16 protein-coding genes and 1 other annotated feature are annotated in these 24,192 nt (G+C 38.0%); of the genes, 12 read left to right on the forward strand and 4 right to left on the reverse strand.

Annotated elements, in window-relative coordinates; genetic code table 11:
* Positions 1–6: 6 nt before the first annotated feature.
* The 4 genes from prmA to dtd all read left to right on the forward strand — a co-directional run bounded on the left by prmA (position 7) and on the right by dtd (position 4,545).
* The gene (gene prmA, locus FGQ66_RS12595; protein ID WP_138302540.1) at positions 7–954 is read left to right on the forward strand and encodes a 50S ribosomal protein L11 methyltransferase; all 948 of its coding nucleotides are present in this window, start codon (positions 7–9) and stop codon (positions 952–954) included.
* The gene (locus tag FGQ66_RS12600; RefSeq protein WP_138302541.1) at positions 955–1,707 is read left to right on the forward strand and encodes a 16S rRNA (uracil(1498)-N(3))-methyltransferase; all 753 of its coding nucleotides are present in this window, start codon (positions 955–957) and stop codon (positions 1,705–1,707) included.
* Between the two features lie 166 nt (positions 1,708–1,873).
* A complete protein-coding gene (locus tag FGQ66_RS12605) occupies positions 1,874–4,087 on the forward strand; it encodes a RelA/SpoT family protein (RefSeq protein WP_005877316.1) in 2,214 nt (737 codons plus the stop codon).
* 11 nt (positions 4,088–4,098) lie between these two features.
* Positions 4,099–4,545, forward strand: coding sequence for a D-aminoacyl-tRNA deacylase (dtd, locus tag FGQ66_RS12610; protein WP_005877314.1), 447 nt, complete (start codon positions 4,099–4,101; stop codon positions 4,543–4,545).
* Between the two features lie 469 nt (positions 4,546–5,014).
* Here dtd and FGQ66_RS12615 read toward each other — a convergent pair whose 3' ends face one another.
* Positions 5,015–5,965 (reverse strand): aldo/keto reductase, encoded by a 951-nt coding sequence (locus FGQ66_RS12615; RefSeq protein WP_138302542.1) that lies wholly within the window; start codon positions 5,963–5,965, stop codon positions 5,015–5,017.
* A 192-nt stretch (positions 5,966–6,157) separates the two neighbouring features.
* Positions 6,158–6,366: a binding site (T-box leader), on the forward strand.
* A 55-nt stretch (positions 6,367–6,421) separates the two neighbouring features.
* Between FGQ66_RS12615 and hisS the strand changes: the two genes are divergently transcribed.
* From hisS to FGQ66_RS12640, 4 genes are all read left to right on the forward strand, one after another.
* Positions 6,422–7,714 carry a histidine--tRNA ligase gene (gene hisS / locus FGQ66_RS12625; RefSeq protein ID WP_005877310.1) on the forward strand — a complete coding sequence of 431 codons (1,293 nt, stop codon included), beginning with the start codon at positions 6,422–6,424 and terminating at the stop codon, positions 7,712–7,714.
* A gap of 14 nt (positions 7,715–7,728) precedes the next feature.
* Positions 7,729–9,495, forward strand: coding sequence for an aspartate--tRNA ligase (gene aspS, locus FGQ66_RS12630; RefSeq protein WP_138302543.1), 1,767 nt, complete (start codon positions 7,729–7,731; stop codon positions 9,493–9,495).
* Positions 9,496–9,894: 399 nt separating this feature from the next.
* Complete coding sequence (locus tag FGQ66_RS12635) at positions 9,895–10,770, forward strand: YitT family protein (protein WP_005877306.1); 876 nt, start codon at positions 9,895–9,897, stop codon at positions 10,768–10,770.
* Positions 10,771–11,017: 247 nt separating this feature from the next.
* Positions 11,018–12,952 (forward strand): acyltransferase family protein, encoded by a 1,935-nt coding sequence (locus tag FGQ66_RS12640; RefSeq protein ID WP_138302544.1) that lies wholly within the window; start codon positions 11,018–11,020, stop codon positions 12,950–12,952.
* 277 nt (positions 12,953–13,229) lie between these two features.
* Here FGQ66_RS12640 and FGQ66_RS12645 read toward each other — a convergent pair whose 3' ends face one another.
* Both FGQ66_RS12645 and FGQ66_RS12650 read right to left on the reverse strand, forming a co-directional pair.
* Positions 13,230–13,517: a GIY-YIG nuclease family protein gene (locus FGQ66_RS12645; protein ID WP_081134901.1), complete on the reverse strand. Its 288-nt coding sequence runs from the start codon at positions 13,515–13,517 to the stop codon at positions 13,230–13,232.
* Positions 13,507–14,241: a tRNA1(Val) (adenine(37)-N6)-methyltransferase gene (locus FGQ66_RS12650; protein WP_138302545.1), complete on the reverse strand. Its 735-nt coding sequence runs from the start codon at positions 14,239–14,241 to the stop codon at positions 13,507–13,509. The genes FGQ66_RS12645 and FGQ66_RS12650 overlap by 11 nt, the downstream gene beginning before the upstream one ends.
* Before the next feature lie 128 nt (positions 14,242–14,369).
* Here FGQ66_RS12650 and FGQ66_RS12655 point away from each other — a divergent pair, with 128 nt between their 5' ends.
* The 4 genes from FGQ66_RS12655 (at position 14,370) to FGQ66_RS12670 (ending at position 22,880) form a co-directional block, all read left to right on the forward strand.
* Positions 14,370–14,996, forward strand: a complete 627-nt coding sequence (locus FGQ66_RS12655) for a lysophospholipid acyltransferase family protein (protein WP_138302546.1) — start codon at positions 14,370–14,372, stop codon at positions 14,994–14,996.
* Positions 14,997–15,408: 412 nt separating this feature from the next.
* Positions 15,409–16,530: an exonuclease SbcCD subunit D gene (locus FGQ66_RS12660; protein ID WP_138302547.1), complete on the forward strand. Its 1,122-nt coding sequence runs from the start codon at positions 15,409–15,411 to the stop codon at positions 16,528–16,530.
* Between the two features lie 6 nt (positions 16,531–16,536).
* Positions 16,537–19,668 (forward strand): AAA family ATPase, encoded by a 3,132-nt coding sequence (locus tag FGQ66_RS12665; protein ID WP_138302548.1) that lies wholly within the window; start codon positions 16,537–16,539, stop codon positions 19,666–19,668.
* Between the two features lie 17 nt (positions 19,669–19,685).
* Positions 19,686–22,880: a DEAD/DEAH box helicase gene (locus tag FGQ66_RS12670; protein WP_138302549.1), complete on the forward strand. Its 3,195-nt coding sequence runs from the start codon at positions 19,686–19,688 to the stop codon at positions 22,878–22,880.
* A 178-nt stretch (positions 22,881–23,058) separates the two neighbouring features.
* On the opposite strand, the gene FGQ66_RS12675 is transcribed toward FGQ66_RS12670, so the two are convergent.
* Complete coding sequence (locus FGQ66_RS12675; RefSeq protein ID WP_138302550.1) at positions 23,059–23,766, reverse strand: HAD family hydrolase; 708 nt, start codon at positions 23,764–23,766, stop codon at positions 23,059–23,061.
* Between the last annotated feature and the right edge of the window lie 426 nt (positions 23,767–24,192).

Genomic DNA, 24,192 nt, shown 5'->3' on the forward strand with positions numbered 1-24,192 from the left:
AATTTCATGAAGTGGAATGAAGTAAAAGTAGAAACAGCGAGTGAAGCAGTAGAAGCAGTTGCGAACATACTAATGGAAGCAGGAGCTAGCGGTGTAGCAATTGAGGATGCACTGGACATTGAAAATTTTCAGTCAGATCAATATGGAGAAATCTTAAATAAAGAAGATTTTACTTATTTAAAGGAAGGAGCCATTGTGATGGCTTATTTTCCTGAGACGATTTTTTTACCAGAAATTGTGCCCTTTATTAAGGAACGTGTAACAAAATTACCAGAATATGGGTTAGCGATAGGTAAAAATAGCGTGACAGCTAGCGAGGTGGAAGAAAGTAATTGGGCGACTGCTTGGAAAAAATATTACCATCCCGTACGCATTACCAGAATGTTGACAATTGTTCCTAGTTGGGAAAACTATCAAACAAATGATCCATTAGAAAAAATCATCACACTAGATCCAGGTATGGCATTTGGTACAGGTACACATCCGACCACTTCTTTAACTTTGCAAGCGTTAGAGACTGTATTGCGAGGTGGGGAAACTGTCTTGGATGTGGGAACAGGTTCTGGGGTGTTAAGTATTGCCTCAAAATATTTAGGTGCAAAAGATGTCTATGCTTATGATTTAGATGAAGTAGCTGTACGCTCAGCAAAAGAAAATATGGATATGAATGAAGTGGCAAAAGATGTCCACGTAGCGGCGAATGATTTATTAAAAGGAATCGAGATCGAAAGTGATGTCATCGTGGCTAATATCTTGGCAGATATTATTTTGCTGATGATCCCTGATGCTTGGCGTTTGTTGAAACAAACAGGCTCACTTATCGTTTCAGGTATTATTGAAGATAAAAAGCAAATGGTGATTGATGCAATGGAAAAACAAGGATTTGTTGTCGAACAGATCTTCCAGCAAAAAGATTGGTATGCCATTATTTTAAAAAAGCCTGAGGTGGAATAAATGCAACGATATTTTTTAGAAGAAGCCTATCAACCATCTGAAAAATTTGAACTTTCGGCAGAAGCTTTTCACCATATCGTACATGTGATGCGCATGAAACCGAAAGACCGAGTCTACTTGGCTTTCAGTGACCAACAAGTGATCATTGCGGAAATCACAGAAATCACTGAGGAAAAAGTTTACTTGACTGAAATCGAAAAAGAAGAAATGGAAAAAGAATTGCCAAGTATGATCACGATTGCTAGCGGCTATCCTAAAGGTGACAAATTAGAGTGGATCGTTCAAAAAGGTACGGAGTTAGGAGCGCATGCATTTATTGGTTTTCCAGCAAAGACTTCGGTAGTGAAATGGGATGCGAAAAAAAGAAAAAAACGACAAGAACGTTTAATCAAGATAGCTCAAGAGGCGGCAGAACAATCGCACCGCCAAATTGCACCACGAGTAGAGTTATTAGATACAGAGAAAGAATTGTTCACGCAGCTTTCTGACTATGATGTGATTTTGGTCGCATATGAAGAATCTGCAAAACAAGGCGAACTGGCGAATCTGGCGAAAGTATTCAACTCTGTGACCGCTGGCAGTCGAATTTTGGCGATTTTTGGTCCAGAGGGCGGATTGATGGCAGAAGAAATCAACCAATTTGTTGATGCAGGTGCTATTATTTGTGGTTTAGGACCACGGATTTTGCGCACAGAAACAGCACCACTTTATTTATTAAGTGCAGCAAGTTATCATTGGGAATTAAACAAGTGAAAAAAATGTGAAAAAATATATGATAAGATCAGGAAAAATTGAAAATAACCCCAACAATCTGTATAATAAAAGCAATTATTTATTGTAAACAGGCACTATTTTTGTTTGAGAATGAAAGAAACAGTCCATAAGAACTGTTTTATAACCTTTGAAAGGGGGATTTCCTATGCCAAAAGAAGAAATTTTAACAGGCCCTGGTGTAATCAAACTGGTTAGTCAATACATGGGACCAGAACATGTTGCATTTGTCCAAAAAGCATGTGATTACGCTACTGCTGCTCATGATGGACAATTTAGAAAATCAGGAGAGCCTTATATCATCCACCCGATCCAAGTTGCAGGGATCTTAGCCGATTTAAAAATGGACCCCCACACGGTCGCTACGGGTTTCTTACATGACGTGGTAGAGGATACAGAGGTTACACTAGATGATTTGAAAGAGGAATTTGGCCCAGACGTTGCGATGCTTGTTGATGGCGTAACGAAGCTAGGTAAGATCAAATACAAGTCACATGAAGAACAATTAGCAGAAAACCACCGCAAGATGCTGTTAGCTATGGCACAAGATCTACGTGTAATTATGGTGAAATTAGCCGATCGACTACATAATATGCGTACGTTGAAACATCTTCGGGAAGACAAGCAACGACGTATTGCTCAGGAAACGTTGGAAATTTATGCACCGTTAGCTCATCGTTTAGGGATCAGTCGTATCAAATGGGAATTAGAAGATACAGCATTGCGGTATTTGAATCCTAAACAATATTATCGGATCGTGCACTTGATGCAAACAAAGCGTGAAGAACGAGAAAAATATGTGAATGGAACAGTAGAAGACATCCGTTTAGCTACAGAAGAACTAGGAATCTTCGCAGAAATCTATGGGCGACCAAAACACATTTATTCTATCTATCGGAAAATGAAAGATCAAAAGAAACAATTCAATGAAATCTATGATCTATTAGCTATTCGTGTCATCGTAGATTCAATCAAGGATTGTTATGCTGTTTTAGGGGCAATCCACACAAAATGGAAACCAATGCCTGGCCGCTTCAAAGACTACATTGCGATGCCTAAAGCGAATATGTATCAATCATTGCATACGACTGTTATTGGACCAGCCGGAAATCCGGTGGAAATCCAAATTCGTACCCAAGAAATGCATGAAATCGCAGAATTCGGGGTAGCTGCTCACTGGGCATACAAAGAAGGAAAGAATGAAAAAGTAGAGCCAGACGGCATGACAAAACAATTAAGCTGGTTCCATGAAATCATTGAACTTCAAGATGAAAGCTATGATGCCTCTGAGTTTATGGAAGGCGTCAAAGGAGATATCTTTAGTGATAAAGTATACGTGTTTACTCCTAAGGGGGATGTAACGGAACTTCCTAAGGGATCAGGTCCGTTAGACTTTGCGTATAGTATCCATACGGATGTCGGGAATAAAACGACAGGTGCCAAAATCAATGGAAAAATGGTGCAATTGGATTACAAGCTCAAAAATGGAGATATTATAGAGATTTTGACCTCGCCTAATTCATTTGGACCAAGTCGAGATTGGTTGAAACTAGTTGCTACGAGTAAAGCTAGAAATAAAATCAAGCGTTTCTTCAAAGCGCAAGACCGAGAAGAAAATATTACTAAAGGTCATGAAGCAGTAATAAAATGTATCGCTGACTTGGGCTTCACTCCTAAAGAGATCTTGTCTAAAGCTAAATTGCAAGATGCGCTGGAACGTTTGAATTATCAAACGGAAGACGATATGTATGCAGCTATTGGATATGGTGAAGTTAGTCCGTTGACTATGGCGAATCGTTTGACAGAAAAAGAACGAAAAGAACAAAAAATAGAACAACAAAAACAAGAAGCAGAAGAAATCATGAACCAGCCCAAAAAAGAGCCGGAAAAAATGAAAGTTCGTCATGAGGGTGGCGTGGTCATCCAAGGTGTCGAGAATCTGCTGATACGTATCAGTCGTTGCTGTAATCCAATTCCTGGTGATGATATCGTTGGGTATATCACAAAAGGTAGAGGGATTTCTATCCATCGAAGAGATTGTCCAAATGTCCAAGCAGACAAGCCAAATGTAGCGGAACGCTTGATTGAAGTGGAATGGGAAGATACTTCAAATACTAAAAAAGAATATGATGCGGATCTGGAAATCTATGGCTATAATCGTTCAGGTATGTTAAATGATGTCTTGCAGACAGTGAACACCATGACTAAAAATTTGAATAGCGTAGAAGCTAGAACAAATAAAGATAAGATGGCGACCATTCATTTAACTGTAGGCATCCAAAATCTTTCCCACTTGAAGAGTATCGTGGATAAAATCAAAGCCGTGCCAGATGTCTACAGCGTACGTCGAACAAATGGCTAGGAGGTACAAGTATGAAAGCAGTGATCCAACGTGCAAGTAAAGCTTCTGTTTCCATTGAGCAACAGGAAGTTGGTAAAATCGAACGTGGATTAGTCGTTTTATTAGGTGTCCATGAGGGAGATACGCAAGCGGATGTCGACTATTTAGTAAAAAAAGTTGCACAACTGCGTATCTTTGAAGATGAACAAGGAAAAATGAATCGAAGTATCGAAGATATTCAAGGAGAGCTACTGAGTATCTCACAATTTACGCTCTTTGCAGATACGAAGAAGGGAAACCGTCCAAGTTTTATTGCAGCAGCACGACCAGAAACGGCAATTCCGCTCTACGAAGCGTTCAATGAAGGAATCAAGCAAAGAGGCATTCCTGTAGCAACAGGAAAATTTGGTGCAGATATGGCTGTTTCACTGGTAAATGACGGACCAGTGACGATCATTATTGATTCGCAAAACAAATAGTGCAAAAGAGAGAGTGGGACAAAAGTAAGAAACACTTTTGTCTCATTCTTTAAAAACGAAACGGTGGGAGCAGAAGCAACTCCTTCTTAAATAAGCCGAAATTCACAAAAATTTGAAAAGCAATTTTCGTGAATTTCTTCTTATTTCTCGGAGTTAAACATTTCTGTCCCAACCTCTTCTATATTCGATAAGTCGGTAAACTTGAAAAATCAGTCAGTGATTTTCAAGAGTATCGACTTTTTTTTTACATCGAACAGGGCAGCTTATCTTAGTCACTTTGCTTTTTTGATACTAGAACTAGAGTAGAACTTGGAGGAAATCACGGAATACTTCTGAGCCAATCGTTTCTGCAGACATTGTTAAAAAACAATAAAAATAGCTGAATAGCTACTTTAGCAAGATAAATAGAGAAGGTTCCATTTATTCTTAACTAGTAGCCATCAGCTGTTTTTTAGTGGATTAGGTTTGATTATTCAAACTGTTGAAATAGTTGGTCGATTGTTTGGTAATCTTCATTCGCTAAATGGAGATCCAACGCTCGAGCATTATCCGCAACTTGTTCCGGTCTTTTTGCGCCTGGTATGACAACAGAGATCCGTGGGTTCTTCATATACCAAGCTAACACAAGTTGTGCGATTGTTGCTTGATATTTTTCAGCCAACCGATGAAGTTGATCCACAGCTTGAATGATCTTTTCAAAACGTTCGCCCTGAAAATCAGGTCTATTTTTTCTTGGGTCATGAGCACCAAATTCTTGGGGACTATTTAGATGATACTTGCCAGTCAACAATCCAGAAGCAAGTGGGAAGTAAGGTACGAAGCTGATGTCGTTTTCTTTAAGATAAGGAAATAATTCTTTTTCCGCTTCTCGATAGATCAAACTGAACTTATCTTCCACAACATCTACATAGCCATCTAAATTGGCTTCTTTCAACTGTTCTAGTGAGAAGTTAGAAACACCGATCGCACGAATCTTACCAGCTTCTTTTAGTTGGTGTAATGCTGCAATTGCTTCATTTTTAGGTGTGTGCTCATCTGGAAAATGGATATAAAAAATATCGATGTAATCTGTTTGCAAACGGCGTAGCGCATCTTCGACCGACTGCGTCAAAAATTCTGGGGAGTTATCAAAAACACCTTTCTTATTTGGTACATGTGCTGCTTTCGTTGCAATCACAATACGCGAGCGATCATATTCTTCTTCTCGTAAGACTTCACCAATCAACTCTTCTGAACGACCATTACCATAAGCAAATGCTGTATCGATCAAGTTGATCCCATTATTTAAAGCAGTGCGAACAACTTGTTTTCCAGTTTCATCTTCTAAGCCAGTAAAGAGATTGTGACCACCTACAGCGTTTGCCCCTAATCCAAGTTGTTCTGCGTAAACTTGTGAGTGTCCGATTCTTATTTCTGCCATTGTACAGGCCTCCTTTTCGTCTAGTCTAAAACAAAATTGGAAAAAGCTGAACTAAAAGGTCTCTCTGAAAGGAAAATGAAAAAGTGTCATGGAATATAGTTGTTCGGCATAAATTTCTTTGGTGTTTCTGACCTATTCTTTCGATTTTACTTGACTTTAAGACTTGTTTTTAGTAGGTTATAGTTAATATTGAAAATATCGATGAAAGAGCGAGTAGGTTTCTGAGACTTTACAAGAGAGGATCATCTGGGCTGAGAATGATCTAAAGGGGCGATTCTGAAAGACACTCTGGAGATGAACGTGTAAAAAGCCGTTCCGTGTACGAGCGTTAATCGTAAGAGGAAAGAGCAATCTTTCAAAATTAGGTGGTACCGTGTATGAATTAGTCATTCGCCCTTGTTCAAGATGAACGAGGGCGGATTTTTTTTTACATAGAAAATAAAAGGAGAGAAAAAAATGAGTTTCCAAAGACCAAAAGGAACAAATGATATTTTACCTGGTGAGTCAGAAAAATGGCAATTTGTAGAAGAAACTGCCCGCTTGTTATTTAGAGATTATCAATATAATGAAATCCGCACGCCTATCTTTGAACATTATGAAGTGATTTCTCGAAGTGTCGGTGATACGACGGATATTGTGTCAAAAGAAATGTATGATTTCTATGATAAAGGTGAAAGACATGTGACCCTTCGACCAGAAGGAACAGCTCCAATCGTGCGGTCTTTTGTCGAACACAAGTTATTTGGACCAGAGTACACAAAACCGTATAAAACTTTTTACATGGGACCAATGTTTCGTTATGAACGTCCGCAAAAAGGGAGACTGCGTCAATTCCATCAAATCGGCGTAGAAGCGTTTGGTTCTGAAAACCCAGCGACTGATGTTGAAAGCATGGTGATGGCACTTGATTTCTTCAAACAATTAGGAATCAACCAAATCCGTTTAGTCATTAATTCTTTAGGAGACAAAGAAACACGTCAAGCGTATCGTCAAGCCTTGATCGACTATCTTGTTCCCTTTGAAGAGCAATTAAGTGAAGATTCAAAACGAAGACTACACGAAAATCCTTTGCGTGTACTAGATAGCAAGGACAAACGCGATCAACGATTTGTAGCAGAAGCACCTTCTATTTTGGACTTTCTAAGCGAGTCAGCCCAAAAACACTTCGATACAGTGGTGACAATGCTAGACGCATTGGATATTCCTTATGAAATCGATCATAATATGGTACGTGGTTTAGATTATTACACACATACGATTTTTGAAATCATGAGTGATGCACCAAAAATGGGCGCTCAAGCAACGATTTGCGCAGGAGGTCGTTATGACAATCTTGTCGAAGAGTTAGGTGGTCCAGAAACACCTGGATTTGGGTTTGCGATGGGTATCGAGCGCTTGCTGTTGACAATGGAAGCAGAAGAAGTAGTGATCCCTGCATTTAATGAATTAGATGCCTATGTTGTAGCGTTAGGTGAAGAAACAAACATCGAAGCATTGAAGCTCGTACAAGTAATTCGGAATTTCGGCTTTTCTGCGGATCGTGACTTCATGAATCGTAAAGCAAAAGCCCAATTCAAAACGGCAGATAAAGCAAATGCAAAATTGGTTTTAGTCATTGGAGCAGATGAATTGGAAAATCAGACAGTGACTGTCAAAGCCATGGCAAATAGAAAAGAAAAAAGCTTCCCATTAACAGAAGTTTATGAACATTTTGATGAAGTCTATGATGAAATGACTTTATTCGAGTAGGAGGAAATGAAAAAATGACACAAAGAACAACATATTGTGGTTTGGTATCTGAAAAAGAATTAGATCAAACTGTCACATTAAAAGGATGGGTCCAAAAACGCCGGGATCTTGGAGGCGTGATTTTTATTGATCTACGTGACCGTGAAGGAATCGTCCAAATCGTCTTTAACCCGGAAGTAAACAAAGAAGCATGGGAAATCGCTGACAAATGTCGTAGTGAATATGTCATTGAGATCACTGGTGTTGTGAAAAAACGTGAAGAACTAGCAATCAATCCAAAAATGGTAACAGGTGAATTTGAAGTATTTGCTAGCGAGATCGTTATTTTGAATAAAGCAAAAACACCACCATTTTTAATCGAAGATGATCAAACAGTCGGTGACGAAATCCGTATGAAATACCGTTATTTGGATTTGCGTCGTCCAAAAATGACAAAAAATATCAAAATGCGCAATGAAACAACGAAAGCAATCCGTCACTATTTAGATGATAACGACTTTTTAGATATCGAAACACCATATCTAGGTAAATCAACACCAGAAGGAGCGCGTGACTATCTAGTTCCTTCTCGTGTCCATGCAGGTCATTTCTATGCGTTGCCACAATCTCCGCAATTATTTAAACAATTACTGATGAATGCTGGTTTTGACCGGTATTACCAAATTGTTCGTTGTTTCCGTGATGAAGACTTACGTGGTGACCGCCAACCTGAGTTTACCCAAGTCGATATCGAAACAACTTTCTTAACAACTGAAGAAATCCAAACGTATACGGAAGGATTGATTGCCAAAGTAATGAAAGATGTTCGTGGCATCGATGTTACTTTACCATTTCCTCGTATGACGTATGATGAAGCAATGGACCGTTATGGGAGTGATAAACCAGATACACGTTTTGACATGGAATTGATCGATTTGAGCAATATCGTGAAAGATGTTGATTTTAAAGTATTCCAAATGGCACTTGAAAAAGGTGGCGTGGTGAAAGTTCTGAATGCGAAGAATGCTGCAAGTAAGTATTCCCGTAAAGATTTAGATAATCTTGGTCAGTATGCTAGTCAATTCGGTGCAAAAGGCTTGGCATGGCTAAAAGTGGAAGAAGATGGATTGAAAGGACCAATCGCTAAATTCATGGGTGATGCAACGGAAGCAATCGTTGCAGCAACAAACGCTGAAGTCGGCGATATCCTATTGTTTGGTGCGGATAAGAAAGAGATCGTTGCAGCAACTCTAGGTGCGATCCGTTCTCGTTTAGGGAAAGAATTAGGCTTGATCGATGAATCAAAATTCAATTTCTTATGGATCACAGAATGGCCTCAATTTGAATATTCAGAAGAAGAAGGACGGTATGTCTCTGCGCACCATCCATTTACAATGCCTAAAGCAGAAGACGTAGAATTATTAAGTACTGATCCAGGAAAAGTATATGCAGAAGCGTATGATATCGTTTTGAATGGCTACGAATTAGGCGGTGGTTCTATCCGTATCCACACACGCGAATTACAAGAAAAAGTATTAAAAACATTAGGATTTTCTCAAGAACAAATGGAAGAACAGTTTGGCTTCCTATTGACAGCTTTAGATTACGGATTCCCTCCACACGGCGGTATCGCTCTAGGACTAGATCGTTTCGTCATGCTGCTTGCTGGTGAAGAAAATATTCGTGAAGTAATCGCATTCCCTAAAAACGGAAAAGCTGCAGATGTAATGAGTGACGCACCAAGTACCGTTTCCGATGCACAATTGTTCGATTTGAATATTGACGTAACAAGTGTAGAATAAATGTAATTAAAATGAGAAGCATGTGTGTCGCGGGAAAGCAAACTCTTAGAAATAAGTTAGAAGTTTTTCAACAATGAAAAGTCGTTGAACAAAATTCTTTCTTGCTTATTATTGGAATTGAGCTGCTTTTTCAAAACTTCTTTTAGAGGGTGAGACAAGATTGTTTGTCCACTCTCTTTTTTGAGTAAACGATATGGAGAAACATAAGCGATAAGAAGAAATTTGCTTGAGAGAAGTCGAGATTTTCAAAGATTTGAACAGTGATTTTCGTCAATTCTTGCTTATTTTTTTCGAGAGTATATTCCTTTGGTTCTAGCCGCTTTTTTGTGTCGATGTTTTCTTGATTTAATTCTAAAACCCTTTATAATTAAGCCATAACATATAAAGTGAGGCTTTTTCATGAAAAAAACTTTCGAAAATTGGACGTACCATGATTATACGACCAAACTTTCGGCATCTATCGTGTATGCATTGATTGCATCTGTAGCACTAAACTTCTTTTATCAACCTGGGCATATCTATTCAAGTGGTATTACGGGATTAGCTCAAATACTGACGACTTTATCGAAATCATTGATTGGTTTTGAAGTACCAGTATCAACAACTCTTTATCTCTTGAATGTTCCGTTATTCATCTTGGCTTGGTTAAAAATCGGAAAGAAGTTTACTATTTTTACCTTTATCACTGTAACTTTGACTTCGCTTTTTATCCATATTTTACCGCAAACAGTTCTTTCAACTGATCCAATCATTTGTGCGTTATTTGGTGGAGCTGTTATGGGACTGGGTATCGGCCTAGTTTTAAGGAATGGGATATCTTCTGGCGGATTGGATATCGTAAGTATCACAATTCGTAAGAAAACTGGTAAATCTATTGGCTCCATTTCGATTTATTTCAATGCGATGATCGTGTTTGTGGCAGGACTTCTTTTTGGATGGCAGTACATGTTCTATAGTACGCTTTCTATTTTTGTCAGTGGAAAAGTCACGGATGTTGTCTACACGAAACAAAAGAAAATGCAAGTGATGATCGTAACAAAACATCCAGAAAAAGTGGTCAATGAAATCCAAAAATGCATGCGTCGCGGAATCACGATCATCAATGAAGCAGAAGGTGCATATAAGCATGACAAACAAACTGTATTGATGACTATTGTGACACGATATGAATTACCACTATTAAGAGAAGCAATGAAAGCCTCTGATCCGCATGCGTTCGTTAGTATCGCGGAAAACGTCCAGATCCTTGGACGATTTTATGAAGATGGTATTTAGAGTGAACAACGAATAAAACGCTGTAGACAGTCGTAAGGCTGTTTACGGCATTTTCTATGAAAGAAGTTCTTCTTGATTGCTATCGTTATTTTTGAAATTTTGTTAAAATTATTAAAAATATGTTCTTTTTTTTTAAGTTTATGGGATGATAGGAAAAATAGTAAAATGGCTGGAATTTATTTTGCTATTTTCACTTAACACACGTATATTATGAATGAAAAAAGTTTATGAAAAGTTGGAATATTGAATGGAAAAAAAGAAAAGGTTAAAAAAAAGTCGCTATATTACTGGCTTTGATGGTATTCGCTCTTTAGCCGTTGTAGGGGTCATTTTATACCATTTATTACCAACCAGTATGAAAGGCGGCTACTTGGGTGTTCCAATATTTTTTGTTGTATCAGGTTACCTGATTACTGATTTGTTGCGACAAGAATGGGAACAAAATGGAAAAATCAACATTTGGCAATTTTATGTCCGGCGAATGAAACGGCTCTACCCCGGCTTAGCATTTCTATTGATTACTGCATCGGCGTACATCACCTTATTTCAACGAGGGTTATTGAACAATCTGCGAGGGGTCGTTGTAAGTAGTTTGCTCTATGTCAATAACTGGTGGCAAATCAACAATGGACTATCTTATTTTGATCGATTCGCCAACGAATCCCCGTTTACACACATTTGGTCGTTGGCAGTAGAAGCACAGAACTATCTGATCTGGCCGGTTATTTTTGTTTTATTGATGGTTTTTGTTCGTAAAAGAAAATGGATTTTCTATACGGTTTTAGGGACCTCTGTTTTATCAGCAATCTTGATGATGATCTTGTACACTCCAGGTGGTGATCCTACACGTGTGTATTATGGAACCGATACACGTCTATTCTCTATCTGGATGGGAAGCGCTCTTGCGTTTGTCTGGCCGAGTACGCGCTTAAAGAAAAATATTCCAAAGCAAGCAAAACGTATTTTGAATCTAGCTGGATTGATTTCGTTACTTGCATTGATCCTTTTCTTTTTCTTCTTAGATGATCATTATAGTTTTGTCTATTATGGTGGGATGTTCTTAGTAAGCATCTTTTGTGTCATCTTAGTTGCTGTAACGGCTCATCCCGGTGCAAGCTTAGATCGTTGGCTGACAAATCCAGTATTTACATGGATCGGAAAAAGAAGCTACGGAATCTATTTATATCAATTTCCAGTGATGATTTTTTATGAAGCAAAAGTGTCAGATATTGCCGACCATGTCTTGATCCACACGGTGATCGAGATATCTTTGATTTTGATCATCAGTGAATTGTCATATCGCTATATTGAACGACCATTAGCTCGATTTGATTACAGTAGAACACTTCAAGTAGTCAAAGGTTGGTTCAAAACACCGATCATCAGCAAACAAAAACCATGGCTTATCCCTGCAACTTTGGTAGTTATCGTTGCTTTAGTTGGTTTTGTGACTGCGCCAAAAGACTCAGTGACAGCAGACCAGAAACAGTTACAAGCAAAAATTGCTGAGAGTAAAAAATTGGCAGAAGAAAGCCAAAAAGATTCTGAAAAGAATGACGGGACAGTGGATCAAGCAATTCTTGATAAGTACGAGCTAACTGTAGAGCAAGGGAAGAAAGCACAAAAATTACAACTGACTGCTTTCGGAGACTCTGTTATGCTAGATGCAGCAACAGATTTGAAAGAGGTATATCCGCATGTCGTTGTGGATGGAGATGTTGGTCGCCAACTTTATGCGAGTGAACCATACATTGAAGAACTTAAAAAACAAAATCTGTTAAAAGATACTGTATTGATCGGACTTGGTACAAATGGAGCATTTACGGAAGCTCAATTCGATACCATCATGAGCGCTCTAGGTGATCGCAAAGTTTACTGGGTAAACGTTCGCGTACCTACGAAACGTTGGCAAAATGATGTAAATGCGATGCTAGCGGATATGGCGAAGAAGTATGACAACCTCACTTTGATTGATTGGTATGACTATAGTAATGGCCATAGTGACTGGTTCTACGATGATCAGGTCCACCCAAACCCAGAAGGAATGAAACACTATATCCATCTGGTCAGTGAAACGATGCTAGGTAAAAGCAAAACAGACACGAAAACAACGAAAGATACAACCAATGGAAATAGTAATACAGATGTTTCTACCAGTGGAAACAATATAAATGAACAATAGTAAGAAGAAACCGGAATAGAAGAATTTCACTCCGAGAATTAAGAAGGGATTCACGAAAATTGCTTTTCAGATTTTTGTAGATGTCAACTTATTATTCGAAGGAGTAGCTTCTGATTCTACCGTTCGTTTTTAGAGCATGAACAAAAGTAGGAATACTTTTGTCCATGCTCTTTTTTTATTTGAATACGAGCTCAAATCACCTGATTAGGTACATTGAATTGGCGTCTTGAAATCAATAGGATCAGGATTCTCACAAAGTCAGAAAAGAGCATCTGATTTACTTGCTTTCTTCTGGTAGGGGACAAGAAGAGTGAGAAGTTAAGTAGCGCTCTTTTTGTAGACGAGTTAATTTTTTGAAAGCTGCCTCAGCTTTTGTTGCTTCACTGCGAGAAGCGAATACTTCGGCATGGATCATTTTGACAGGACGACGTTTTTGCAATCGTGTGTATTTAGCTCCAACACCACGATTGTGTTCTCCTAGTCTTCTAGTCAAATCAGTCGTGTAGCCCCCGTAAAATGTGTGGTCCTTGCAATACAAAACATAAAAGTAGTGTTCATTGGCCATAAAGCATCGCACGTATTTCCGCAGTGTATTCACCACTTGAATCATAGGTAGTCAAAGGGGGAGCTACTTTGAATCCATCTAATTTTCCTTCTTTGATTCCCTCAACTAATAAAATGTTTGCTTCTTTCCCAGTTTTAGGGTAGACGAACTGGATTTTTTTGGGAGCGATTCGCTGTTTCTCCATTACTTTTATGATTTCCAAAAAGCGATCTGGTCGATGGACCATCGCAAATCTGCCATTTGTTTTTAAAAGCTTACTAGAGATCGAAATGACTTCTTCCAAGGTGGTATAGATTTCATGACGAGCTATTGCCAGATGTTCATTAGGATTTTTTTTATTCGTGGGTAATCCCTTGAAATAAGGTGGATTGCAGACAACCAGATCACATGAATTGTGACGTACAACAGAAAGGCTGTCTTTTAAATCAATTGTATGGATCGTCATTTGCTTTTCGAGTTGATTTAAAGCGATACTTCGCCTTGCCATATCTGCCAGTCGTGGTTGGAGTTCGATTGCATCGATGTGGGCGTTAGTCCGCTTACTTAAAAACAGCCCCACAGCTCCATTCCCAGCGCAGAGGTCAACGATTTGGCCTTTTTTTGGTACTCGTGCAAAATTAGCGAGTAAAACAGCATCTAAAGAAAAAGAGAAAACTTCTGAGCTTTGGATGATTTTGATATCCTCCGCATATAATTGGTCGATTCGTTCGTATTCGTGAAGCATAGATTCCCTCCAAAATGAAAAAACTAATTGTTTGTATTATACTATTTTTATAAAAAAGAACAAAGGTAGCTTGTAAAGTCAAATGAATTTAGGCATACTATGACCATAAGCACAGAAAGGAAGAGACTATGTTTTATCGATTTATGAGAGGGATTGTCCGCGTGATTTTAGCTTTGGTCAACGGAAATGCTCGATATGAAAATAAAGAAGTATTGCCACAAGATGAGAATTACATACTAGTTGCTCCGCACCGTACGTGGTGGGATCCCTTGTATCTTGCTGTGGCGGCTGCGCCAAAAGAGTTTAGCTTTATGGCAAAAGAAGAGCTATTCAAAAATCCAGTATTACGTTTTATTTTGAATCATTCCAACGCATTTCCAGTAAAAAGAGATAACCCAGGTCCAAGTGTAATCAAAACACCAGTCAAGATTCTGAAATCAACGAATCTAGGGTTGATCATGTTTCCGAGTGGAACAAGGCATGCAACGGAGCTTAAAGGCGGTATGGCGTTGATCTCTAGAATGTCAAAAGCAAAAATCGTTCCAGCAGTCTATCAAGGTCCGCTTACTTTAGGCGATTTATTCAAACGAAAACGTGTGACCGTCCGCTTTGGCGAACCGATCGATTTATCAGATATCAAAAAAACAGATAAAGAAGGAATGGCGGAAATCGAACGTCGAACACAAGCAGCATTTGATCGTTTAGATAAAGAAGTCAATCCTGATTTCAAGTATGAGATCCAAAAGAAAGATTGATCTAACAAGTGTAGAAATGATTCATCCAAAAACGTCGAGGCAAAAGTCGTTTAGGTTGGAGAAATTGGAGAGAAAAACGAGCAATACGTTTTTTGTATTGCTTGTTTTTTTTTGAAATTTCCGAAAAACCTGACTTTTGGACGCCGTTTATTTGAGAGAGGCTGGGACAGAAGTGTTTAACTCCGAGAAATAAGAAGAAATTCACGAAAATTGCTTTTCAAATTTTTTTGAATTTCGGCTTATTTCCGAAGGCGTTGCTTCTGCTCTCACCATTTATTCGAGAGTCTGTAGCAAAACAGATTTTTTAGATTTTCCCCATATTTCTTTTTACGTCTTTCACAAAATATCACAGGTGTCATGTAGTTAATGGAAGTGTTATAATAGTCAGAAGGACATTTTTTGAGGTGATGAGATGCGTTTTTTACATACAGCCGATTGGCATATAGGGAAAAAATTACAAGGCTATGATTTGATTGAAGATCAAAAATATGTACTGGCACAAATTTTAGAAATTGCAAAAGAAGAAAAAGTGGATGCGATCGTTATTGCAGGTGATTTGTATGATCGAAGCGTGCCTGCTGTTGATGCTATCGAAGTTTTCAATGAGTTGATGGTCGAGTGGAACTTGCACGAAAAATTCCCGATTTTTGCGATCTCAGGAAACCATGATAGTAATATCCGTTTATCTGCGGGAACGCCTTGGTTTAGTCATTCCAATTATTTTTTACAGACACGATTTGAAGAATCATTTCAACCGATCGAATTTAAAAACAGTCAATTTTTTTTATTGCCTTATTTTGAACAGATAGCGGCAAGAATCTATTTTGAAGATGACACGATCAAGACGATTCAACAAGCCATTGAAAAAGTAGTGGACCGAATGCAAGAAGCATTTGATCCGAATAAAAAACATATACTGATTAGTCATTTTTGTGTCATGGGAAGTACAAAATCGGATTCGGAAACAAAGATCGAAGTTGGCGGGCTAGATGCGGTCCCTGGAGAACTACTTGAACCCTTCGATTATGTGGGATTAGGACATTTGCACAATAAGTCAGCGTTGCATCAAAAAAACGCTCGTTATAGCGGTTCTCCACTAAAATTTTCTCTTTCAGAAATCAATCAGCAAAAGGGCGTGTGGATCGTTGATCTGGAGGAAGAATTATCTTTAACTTTTCGCGAGTTGACGCCGCTATTTGAAATCGAAGAAATCACTGCAACCTTCAAAGAATTGTTAGATCCAACATTTTATCAGAAAATCAATCGAGAAAATTATGTACAGATTTATTTGGAAGACCGAACGATCATTCCGAATATGATGAACCAACTACGAAAAATCTATCCGAGGATCCTAGGGGTAGAAAGATCAAATGGTCGTGAAGTTCAAGTAAAAAGGAATTCGAAAAAAGCGGTGACCAAAGATCCGCAAAAATTAGTGCAGGGATTCTTCAAAGAGATGACAAATGAAGAATTGACAGAAAAACAAAACCAGTGGCTGACAGAAACATTACAAGAACTTACGGAAACGGAATGATCAATAATGAAACCTAAAAAATTAACATTAAAAAATTTTGGTCCATTTATTGATGAGACCATTGATTTTTCTAAACTTACGGATGCACCGCTTTTCTTGATCACAGGTAAAACAGGTGCAGGAAAGACAACGATTTTTGATGGTATGACCTACGCACTATTTGGCGAAACTTCGGGTAAAATCCGTTCAGCGAAAGAAATGCGTTCCCTTTTTGCAACACCGGAAGAGGAAACGAGTGTCTTGTTTTCTTTTGAACATCAGCAGATGAGTTACGAAATAGAACGAAAACCAGAACAGGTGCTTGCGAAACGTAAAGGCAATGGTAATCGGAAGCAAGCTGCTAAAGTGTCATTAACGATTTTTGATGCCAAAGGCAAAGAAATCAAACAGTACACGAAGCGCAGTGAAGTCGATCAATTGATCAAAGAATTACTGAATCTGGATGCGAAGCAGTTCTCGCAAATCGTGTTATTACCGCAAGGCGAATTTCGTAATTTTTTGATTTCTTCAAGTAGTGAAAAAGAAGGGGTTCTCCGTAATTTATTTGGTTCACAATTCTTTCAGCAATTTAATGAACAATTGAAAGAAAAGGCAAAGTTACAACAGCAAAAGTTGGACCATCTGGAACAAGAACTAACATTGCTTCGAAAACGTTTTGTGATGATGAATGAAGAGCCAACTGAAAACGTTAGTTATGAAGAAACGATTGCTCTTTGGCAGCATGAACAGACAGCACTTGAAGAAATCATCTTGGCTGAAAAAGCCAAACTTTTGAAATTACAAGAGCAACAAAAACAAATAGAAAATGATTATTACCGCTCAGAATCTTTGAATAAAAGCTACAAAGAAAAAACAAGATTGATTCAACGAAAAAAAGAATTAGACGAAAAAGAGACAGTAATCGCTGAAAAAAGGCAATGGATCAAACAATATGAATTTGCCCAAAAATTACAGGATACTATAGCAAGAAGTCATGAATATGTAAGTGATCAGCTTGAAATGGCAACAAAAGAAAGAGCTTATTTCGAACAACTTACGCATAAAGAGCAGCTCTACAAAAAATGGTTAGAACAAGAAGAAGAACGAATGGCTCTCCAAAAAGAAATCGACGGGTTATCTAAAGATTTTCAGGAGAAAAAAATATTGTTGCCGATCGCTGATCAATGGCAACAAAAGCAAGTAGACCTAAAAGAGTTACAAGAGGAAGAGCAAGCGCTGCAAGAGAAAAAAAGAGTCATCAGCCAAGAAGAAGCGCAGATCCTATTGGAACAACAAAAAATCCAAGAACAACTGGCAGAACAAGAGGAGCTACAAGAAAATCGACTTCATTATGAAAAACTCCGCCAAGAACATGAAAAACATCAAGAGATGATCGAACAATGGAACGAAAAGAAAGAACAGATCGAAAGTTATCGAGTACAGTTAAATGAGATCAAAAGTCAGTATGAAGCAAACCAAGAGTATTTAAGTCAACAGACAGAATTGTTAGACCGCTTGAAAAGTCAGTGGGCGAGCCAACAAATTGCACGACTACAGCTGTTATTACTTCCAGGACAACCTTGTCCAGTATGCGGGGCGACAGAACATCCTAATCAACAGGATCGGCATGAGCTACCAGAAAAAGAAGAAATCGTAGCACTTGAACAAAAATTAGCGCAAACAGAATCAGTGATCGATCAAATCCATCAAGAAATTGGTCGAAACGAAGCAGATCGAACGAAAATTTCTGAGCAACTAATAAAGCTTACTGAATGGTGTTCAGCCAAGAGAGAAGAAATCGCTAAAAACGAAGAAATATTGAAAACGAAAATCAAAAAAACTTTCAGATTTGCGAAGGTGAGCGATCTTGTTGTATCCTTAAAGGAAATCGACCGTGATTTAACGGCTCAGATAAGTGTCATTGCACAGGCAAAGAAAGCCCAACAAGAAATACTGGAGAAATTACCAGAAATCACGGATAGGTTAAAAGAAATCGGACAATACATTGATCAAAATAAAGAAAAAATCCAACAAACACAAGGCGAATCAGCCAGTTTGGCCAAGCAGTTGGAAAAGATCGATACCCATACATTATCGGCGGACGTCAAATACTTAGAAGAACAAATCGCTTCAAAAACGCAGCGGCTATCGAAAGAAATGGAACAAGGTCTTAGTTATTCACAAGAAATCAACTTATTGAAAACACAGCTTGATACGATCCATGAACAGCAGAAAAAAAATGATCAAAAACTTGAAAGCGTCCAAGAGAAAATTTCAGAAAAAATGAAGGAGCAGGACTACTTCAAAGAAACTGAGGAGATTCTTTCTTTTGTGCAACAAGAAGAAGTATACAATGAAGCAGTTCAAACCACCGATGCCTATGAAGAAGAACGCTTGATTGTAGAGGACCGACTTGCACAACTAGCAACGATTTCTCTGGAAGAAGAGCTTCAGGATTTAAATGATTTGAAGGAACAGTTAGAAAGAATAAAAGAAGAAGTAACGAAACAGCAAGAAAGTTGCTATCGATGGCAAGAACAAAAGAATCAGAATCAACAGATTATTGAGGAGTTTTCTTCGATTTATCAAACCAGTCAGAAACAGTTAGATGAACTGATCGAACTGCAACAACTTGCACAAACGATCAATGGTGAGAATCCTCGAAAGACTAGCTTAGAGAGATATGTGCTACAAGTCTACTTGCAAGAAGTACTTCAAGTGGCCAACTCACAGTTGCAACGTCTAACAAAAAATCGGTATCAATTTGAGTTAGCCGAAGAAGTAGGTAGTTATCGTGGTAAAACGGGACTTGAAATCAATATCTACGATGATGAAGCGGGGATGTCTCGAGGTGCGCATACTCTCTCAGGTGGGGAAAGTTTTATTGCCGCCCTTTCATTAGCCTTAGCGTTAGCCGAAGTGATCCAAGCACAAACAGGTGGAGTAACCATTGAGGCCTTATTTATTGATGAAGGTTTTGGTTCTTTAGATGAAGAAGCACTTGAAATGGCTATCGAGGCATTGGAAACGATTGAAAGTGAAGGACGAATGATTGGTATCATCAGTCATGTAAGGGAATTAAAGGAAAGAGTTGTACAACAAATAAGAATCAGTACAGAAGGTAGTGGCCAAAGTAAGGTACGCTATCATCTTGGATAATAGGGGGATGAACAACGATGAAATGGAGTATACCGGAAAAAGTCATTGCAAGAGGACGTCAGTACCTGCAAGAAGGACGGGTGTTATCGGTAGTCCCTGACCAAGAAGAAAAAGTATGGCATGCAGAAGTTTTAGGTAGTGAACTATACATGGTGGATTTGGATGGCACAGCAAAAGAAGTTGATTTTTGTCAATGTCCTTACTGGGAAGAGCATAAGTATTGTAAGCATACTGTGGCAGTGGAGTTGTACTTGCGATCCAAGAATCTTTCACGAATCATTCAAGCAGATCAGGCAATGATCGAACCAGTGAAAAGAAGTAGTGAGGGAGAGATCTTATCAAAAGGATTTTCGCGGCTTAAAATCAAAAATACTGCTCAAAGAATACAACCCTTGATTGTTGAATATCAGGTAGAGGCAATCGAAACAAATCATTATCACCCAGAATTAGCTATCTTAGCGCTCTATTTACGTATTGGTTATTTAGATAATCCAAAGAAAACATATATCGTCAAAAATATTTTTGATTTTCTTCAATCCTTTACTGAAAATGAGAATTATACCGTTAATAAGCAGTATCAATTTCAGTTAGATCATCGTGCGTTCCAGAGTGAGGATCAGGAGATTTTATCTCAATTAGCAGGTTGTGCGCAAACGCAACTTCTTTTAGGCTCAAGTGGGATGCAAGTGAAAGGAAAACTTGATAAACGTTTTCTACTATTGCCGATCGAACAAGCTAAATCGTTGCTGTCACAGATGAATCAAACGACACGCTTGCAAGTGCAAATCAATGAGTTGAAGTTTCAAGGCATCCAATTTTCTGAGAATGAGAAACCATTGGTATTCACAGTAACAAAGCAAAATGAGTCTTATCGATTAGTTGCACAAAATGATTTTGATTTATTTTTGACACATTACCAGTGGGGAATGATCCAAGGCACTTTTTATTCATTAAATAAGCAGCAGCAAGCTGTCTATTTAACTTGGAAACAACTCATGCGAAGATTTACAGAACCAGAAGTATTATTTGAGAAAAAAGAGCTTTCTTCTTTATTTAAAGAGATCATTCCGTTACTTTCCGAGGTTGGTGAGGTAGAGGTAGCTGATGAAGTGAAAGCAGAAGTGACGGATATTCCTGTTGACTTTGTTTTTTACTTCCGTAAATCAAAAGGAAAGATACAAACACGTGTTGATTTCGTTTATGATAAAGTGATTTTTTCAACCGATGCAAAACATGAAGTGAGTGCTGGGGATTCTTCAGAAGTATTGAGGGATAAAGCACAAGAACAACGAGTTCTGGATTTATTCAAGATGTATCGTTACCGAAAAAATGAAACTGGTTATGAACGTGCTTTGCCATCAGGCGAAGAATTGTATGCTTTTTTCCGTACAGAATTGGCAGTTTTCCGTCAATTTGGTGAAGTCAGACTTGGTAAAAAGCTTCGTGAATTGTACTTAGATGCGCAGCGACATCAACCAAAAATAGAGGTAGAAGAAACAAGCTCGTGGTTAGATATACGATTTGACGTGACGGGGATCAATGAACATGAGATTGACCAAGTTTTACAAAGTTTATTACGTAATGATGCTTTTTATACCCTCGAAAATGGTCAAGTATTATCATTTGATTCAGAAGAATTCCAACAAACCAGTCAAGTATTACAACAATTTAGAGAGTCGATCCGCTCAGATTCAGGGACGATACATCTACCGAAAAATCAAGGATTGATCATCCAAGATAAATTGTCAGGTAGTAATGCATCCTTTAGTGATTCATTCCAAAAAATGATCCATGATCTGATCCAACCGGAACAATACCAGGTAGAATTACCTGAAACATTGCATGCTGAGCTCAGAGATTACCAAAAACAAGGGTTTAAATGGTTAAAAATGTTAGGAAACTATCAATTTGGCGGAATCTTAGCAGATGAAATGGGACTTGGGAAAACGTTGCAGACGATTGCGTACTTACTTTCTGAAAAAGAAGAAAAAGGAAATCTATCTGCCTTGATCGTTGCACCAGCAAGTTTGATCTACAACTGGCAAGCAGAAGTGAAAAAATTTGCGCCTTCTTTAAGTATCCAAGTGATCAACGGCAACAAAAAAGAACGTGAAGAGCTATTATCACTTGAAGCAGATATAAGAGTGACATCCTATGCAAGTTTGAGGCAAGATCTAGCAGATTACCAAGAAAAAACAATCAACTATCTGATATTAGATGAAGCACAAATGGTTAAAAATAGTAGTACAAAGACCGCTCAAGCTCTACGAGAACTAAGTATTCCACAACGATTTGCGTTGAGTGGGACACCAATCGAAAATAACCTAGAAGAATTATGGTCACTTTTTGCGACAATCATGCCAGGATTTTTCCCGAACAAAACACGATTTAGGGAATTGACTCCGGAAGAAATTGCGAAGATGATCCGGCCATTTGTATTACGCCGCGATAAACAAACGGTACTCAAAGACTTACCTGAAAAAACGGAGATGAACCTTTACTCAGCATTGACTGAAGAACAAAAAACGGTATATCTAGCCTATCTGCGTCAAATGAGAGAAGAAATCACCTCAATGGATTCTGAAACATTCAAAAAGAATCGAATCGGTATTTTAGCAGGACTGACTCGATTACGACAGATCTGCTGTGATCCGCGTTTATTCATTGATGATTATCAAGGTGGTTCTGGCAAATTAGAGCAAGTAAAAGATCTACTTGTAGCAGCAAAAGAAAATAATCGTCGTGTCCTATTGTTTTCACAATTCACAGGAATGTTGACAATTTTGCAAGAGGAATTAGCTGAATTAGGACTTTCCACATTCTATTTGAGAGGAAGTACTAAGCCGCAAGATCGTTTAACGATGGTCGATGCGTTTAATGAAGGAGAAAGAGATGTTTTCTTGATTTCGTTAAAAGCAGGAGGGACTGGATTGAACCTGACTGGTGCAGATACCGTGATTCTTTACGATTTATGGTGGAATCCAGCAATTGAGGAACAAGCAGCTGGTAGAGCCCATCGAATCGGCCAAAAGAATGTCGTTGAAGTGTGGCGAATGATCGCAGAAGGAACGATCGAGGAACGAATGGATTCTCTGCAACAAGAGAAACGAGAATTATTCCAAAAAGTCATCCAAGGGAATGAGGAACAATTGACTAAATTAACAGAAGAAGATATTCGTATGATCCTCAGTGTTGGAGAATTGGAAGAATAGGAAGTATCATAAACTGTTAGATTTAGAAGACAAGTTACTAAAATGAATGAAGCCAAATAATCTAAAATAGCTTTCCCGAAGTGCAATCAAATGATAGAGTGACTATCTTTTGGCTTGCAAATGCTATTTTAAAGATTATTTGGCTTATTTTTTGCGTTATAAAGTTAGGATAACGACATTAGCTAAAGATAGCTTGCATTGTTTCTAACAATTGATCAAAAGAGGTGATTTCGATGTCGCAAGTTGGTGATTCATCAATTTTTCGTTCGCGATGGTTGAACCAAAGAGCTTGCCAGTCTGCTTTTTTTGCGCCTAGCACATCGTTATCGTAGTTATCGCCAACATATAATGTTTCACATGCTGTCATATTGAATTGCTTTTCAGCGAGTTGAAAAATTTCTTTTTCAGGTTTTTGATAACCTGTTGCTTGAGAAACGATCATGTTTTCAGCAGGAATCCATTTTTTTAATTGAAGCTGATTCAATTTTTTTGTTTGATGATCAGTAGGGCCGTTTGTGATGATTCCAAGAGGAACATCTTTTGTTTTCAAAAAATCCAATGTTTTCTTTACTTCTTTATGAAGACAAATATTATCTAACTCTTCTTCATAAACTTGTTGGAAATAAAGGCCATCTTTTTCAGTGATATGGGGATAGTCCAAATCTTTGAGTGATTGACTGATCCGGTGTGCTCGCATGTATTCCAATGTCCAATTACCTGCCATTACTTTAGGGAAATTTTCGTCACTATGATGGCGGAAACGGATATATAATGGATGCATATCTTCATCCGAAACAAGCGGAACGACTCTTTTTACCGCATTTCTAAATGGTTGTTGCTGATCGTACATCGTATCATCAACATCAAACACAACTGATTTAATCAAATTTTACACGCCTTTCGGTTTTCATCATTTTTTTCACAAATCCTCGACTATTGTAACAGAAAAATAAGCTTTAAAAGCTTGTTAAATAAAGGTTTTTATTACTATATTTCAAATTAGTTGACAGGATAAGGTTTTTAAATTTCAGTTTTTTTCACTAAAAATAGAAAAATGATTCATAGTTTGATGAACAAACTAATCATTATTGACTAAAGTCGATCAAGAATTTTAATTCAAGAAAGGGTATATTTACAGTTACACTTGTTTTTCTAATACAGAAAAAATAAATTAATTAAAAAATAAAATAACGATAATATGCAAAAATAAGTAAATTTTATTCTGTATGATACATAGTCAAGTCCATAATCCTGTGTAAAATACTATACAATGTTTTACCGGTCTCTCATTGATCAAACTTAATATATTTTC

This window comes from Enterococcus sp. BSD2780061688st2 D3 (assembly GCF_005844145.1).
GTDB lineage: Bacteria > Bacillota > Bacilli > Lactobacillales > Enterococcaceae > Enterococcus_B > Enterococcus_B durans.

Bases quoted from the DNA above. Each gene is read 5' to 3' on its own strand.
- FGQ66_RS12660 (WP_138302547.1), top strand. From the start codon at position 15,409: ATGCGTTTTTTACATACAGCCGATTGGCATATAGGGAAAAAATTACAA.
- FGQ66_RS12605 (WP_005877316.1), top strand. From the start codon at position 1,874: ATGCCAAAAGAAGAAATTTTAACAGGCCCTGGTGTAATCAAACTGGTT.
- prmA (WP_138302540.1), top strand. From the start codon at position 7: ATGAAGTGGAATGAAGTAAAAGTAGAAACAGCGAGTGAAGCAGTAGAA.
- FGQ66_RS12670 (WP_138302549.1), top strand. From the start codon at position 19,686: ATGAAATGGAGTATACCGGAAAAAGTCATTGCAAGAGGACGTCAGTAC.
- FGQ66_RS12640 (WP_138302544.1), top strand. From the start codon at position 11,018: ATGGAAAAAAAGAAAAGGTTAAAAAAAAGTCGCTATATTACTGGCTTT.
- FGQ66_RS12645 (WP_081134901.1), bottom strand. From the start codon at position 13,517: ATGGCCAATGAACACTACTTTTATGTTTTGTATTGCAAGGACCACACA.
- hisS (WP_005877310.1), top strand. From the start codon at position 6,422: ATGAGTTTCCAAAGACCAAAAGGAACAAATGATATTTTACCTGGTGAG.
- FGQ66_RS12600 (WP_138302541.1), top strand. From the start codon at position 955: ATGCAACGATATTTTTTAGAAGAAGCCTATCAACCATCTGAAAAATTT.
- FGQ66_RS12665 (WP_138302548.1), top strand. From the start codon at position 16,537: ATGAAACCTAAAAAATTAACATTAAAAAATTTTGGTCCATTTATTGAT.
- FGQ66_RS12655 (WP_138302546.1), top strand. From the start codon at position 14,370: ATGTTTTATCGATTTATGAGAGGGATTGTCCGCGTGATTTTAGCTTTG.
- FGQ66_RS12635 (WP_005877306.1), top strand. From the start codon at position 9,895: ATGAAAAAAACTTTCGAAAATTGGACGTACCATGATTATACGACCAAA.
- FGQ66_RS12615 (WP_138302542.1), bottom strand. From the start codon at position 5,965: ATGGCAGAAATAAGAATCGGACACTCACAAGTTTACGCAGAACAACTT.
- dtd (WP_005877314.1), top strand. From the start codon at position 4,099: ATGAAAGCAGTGATCCAACGTGCAAGTAAAGCTTCTGTTTCCATTGAG.
- FGQ66_RS12650 (WP_138302545.1), bottom strand. From the start codon at position 14,241: ATGCTTCACGAATACGAACGAATCGACCAATTATATGCGGAGGATATC.
- aspS (WP_138302543.1), top strand. From the start codon at position 7,729: ATGACACAAAGAACAACATATTGTGGTTTGGTATCTGAAAAAGAATTA.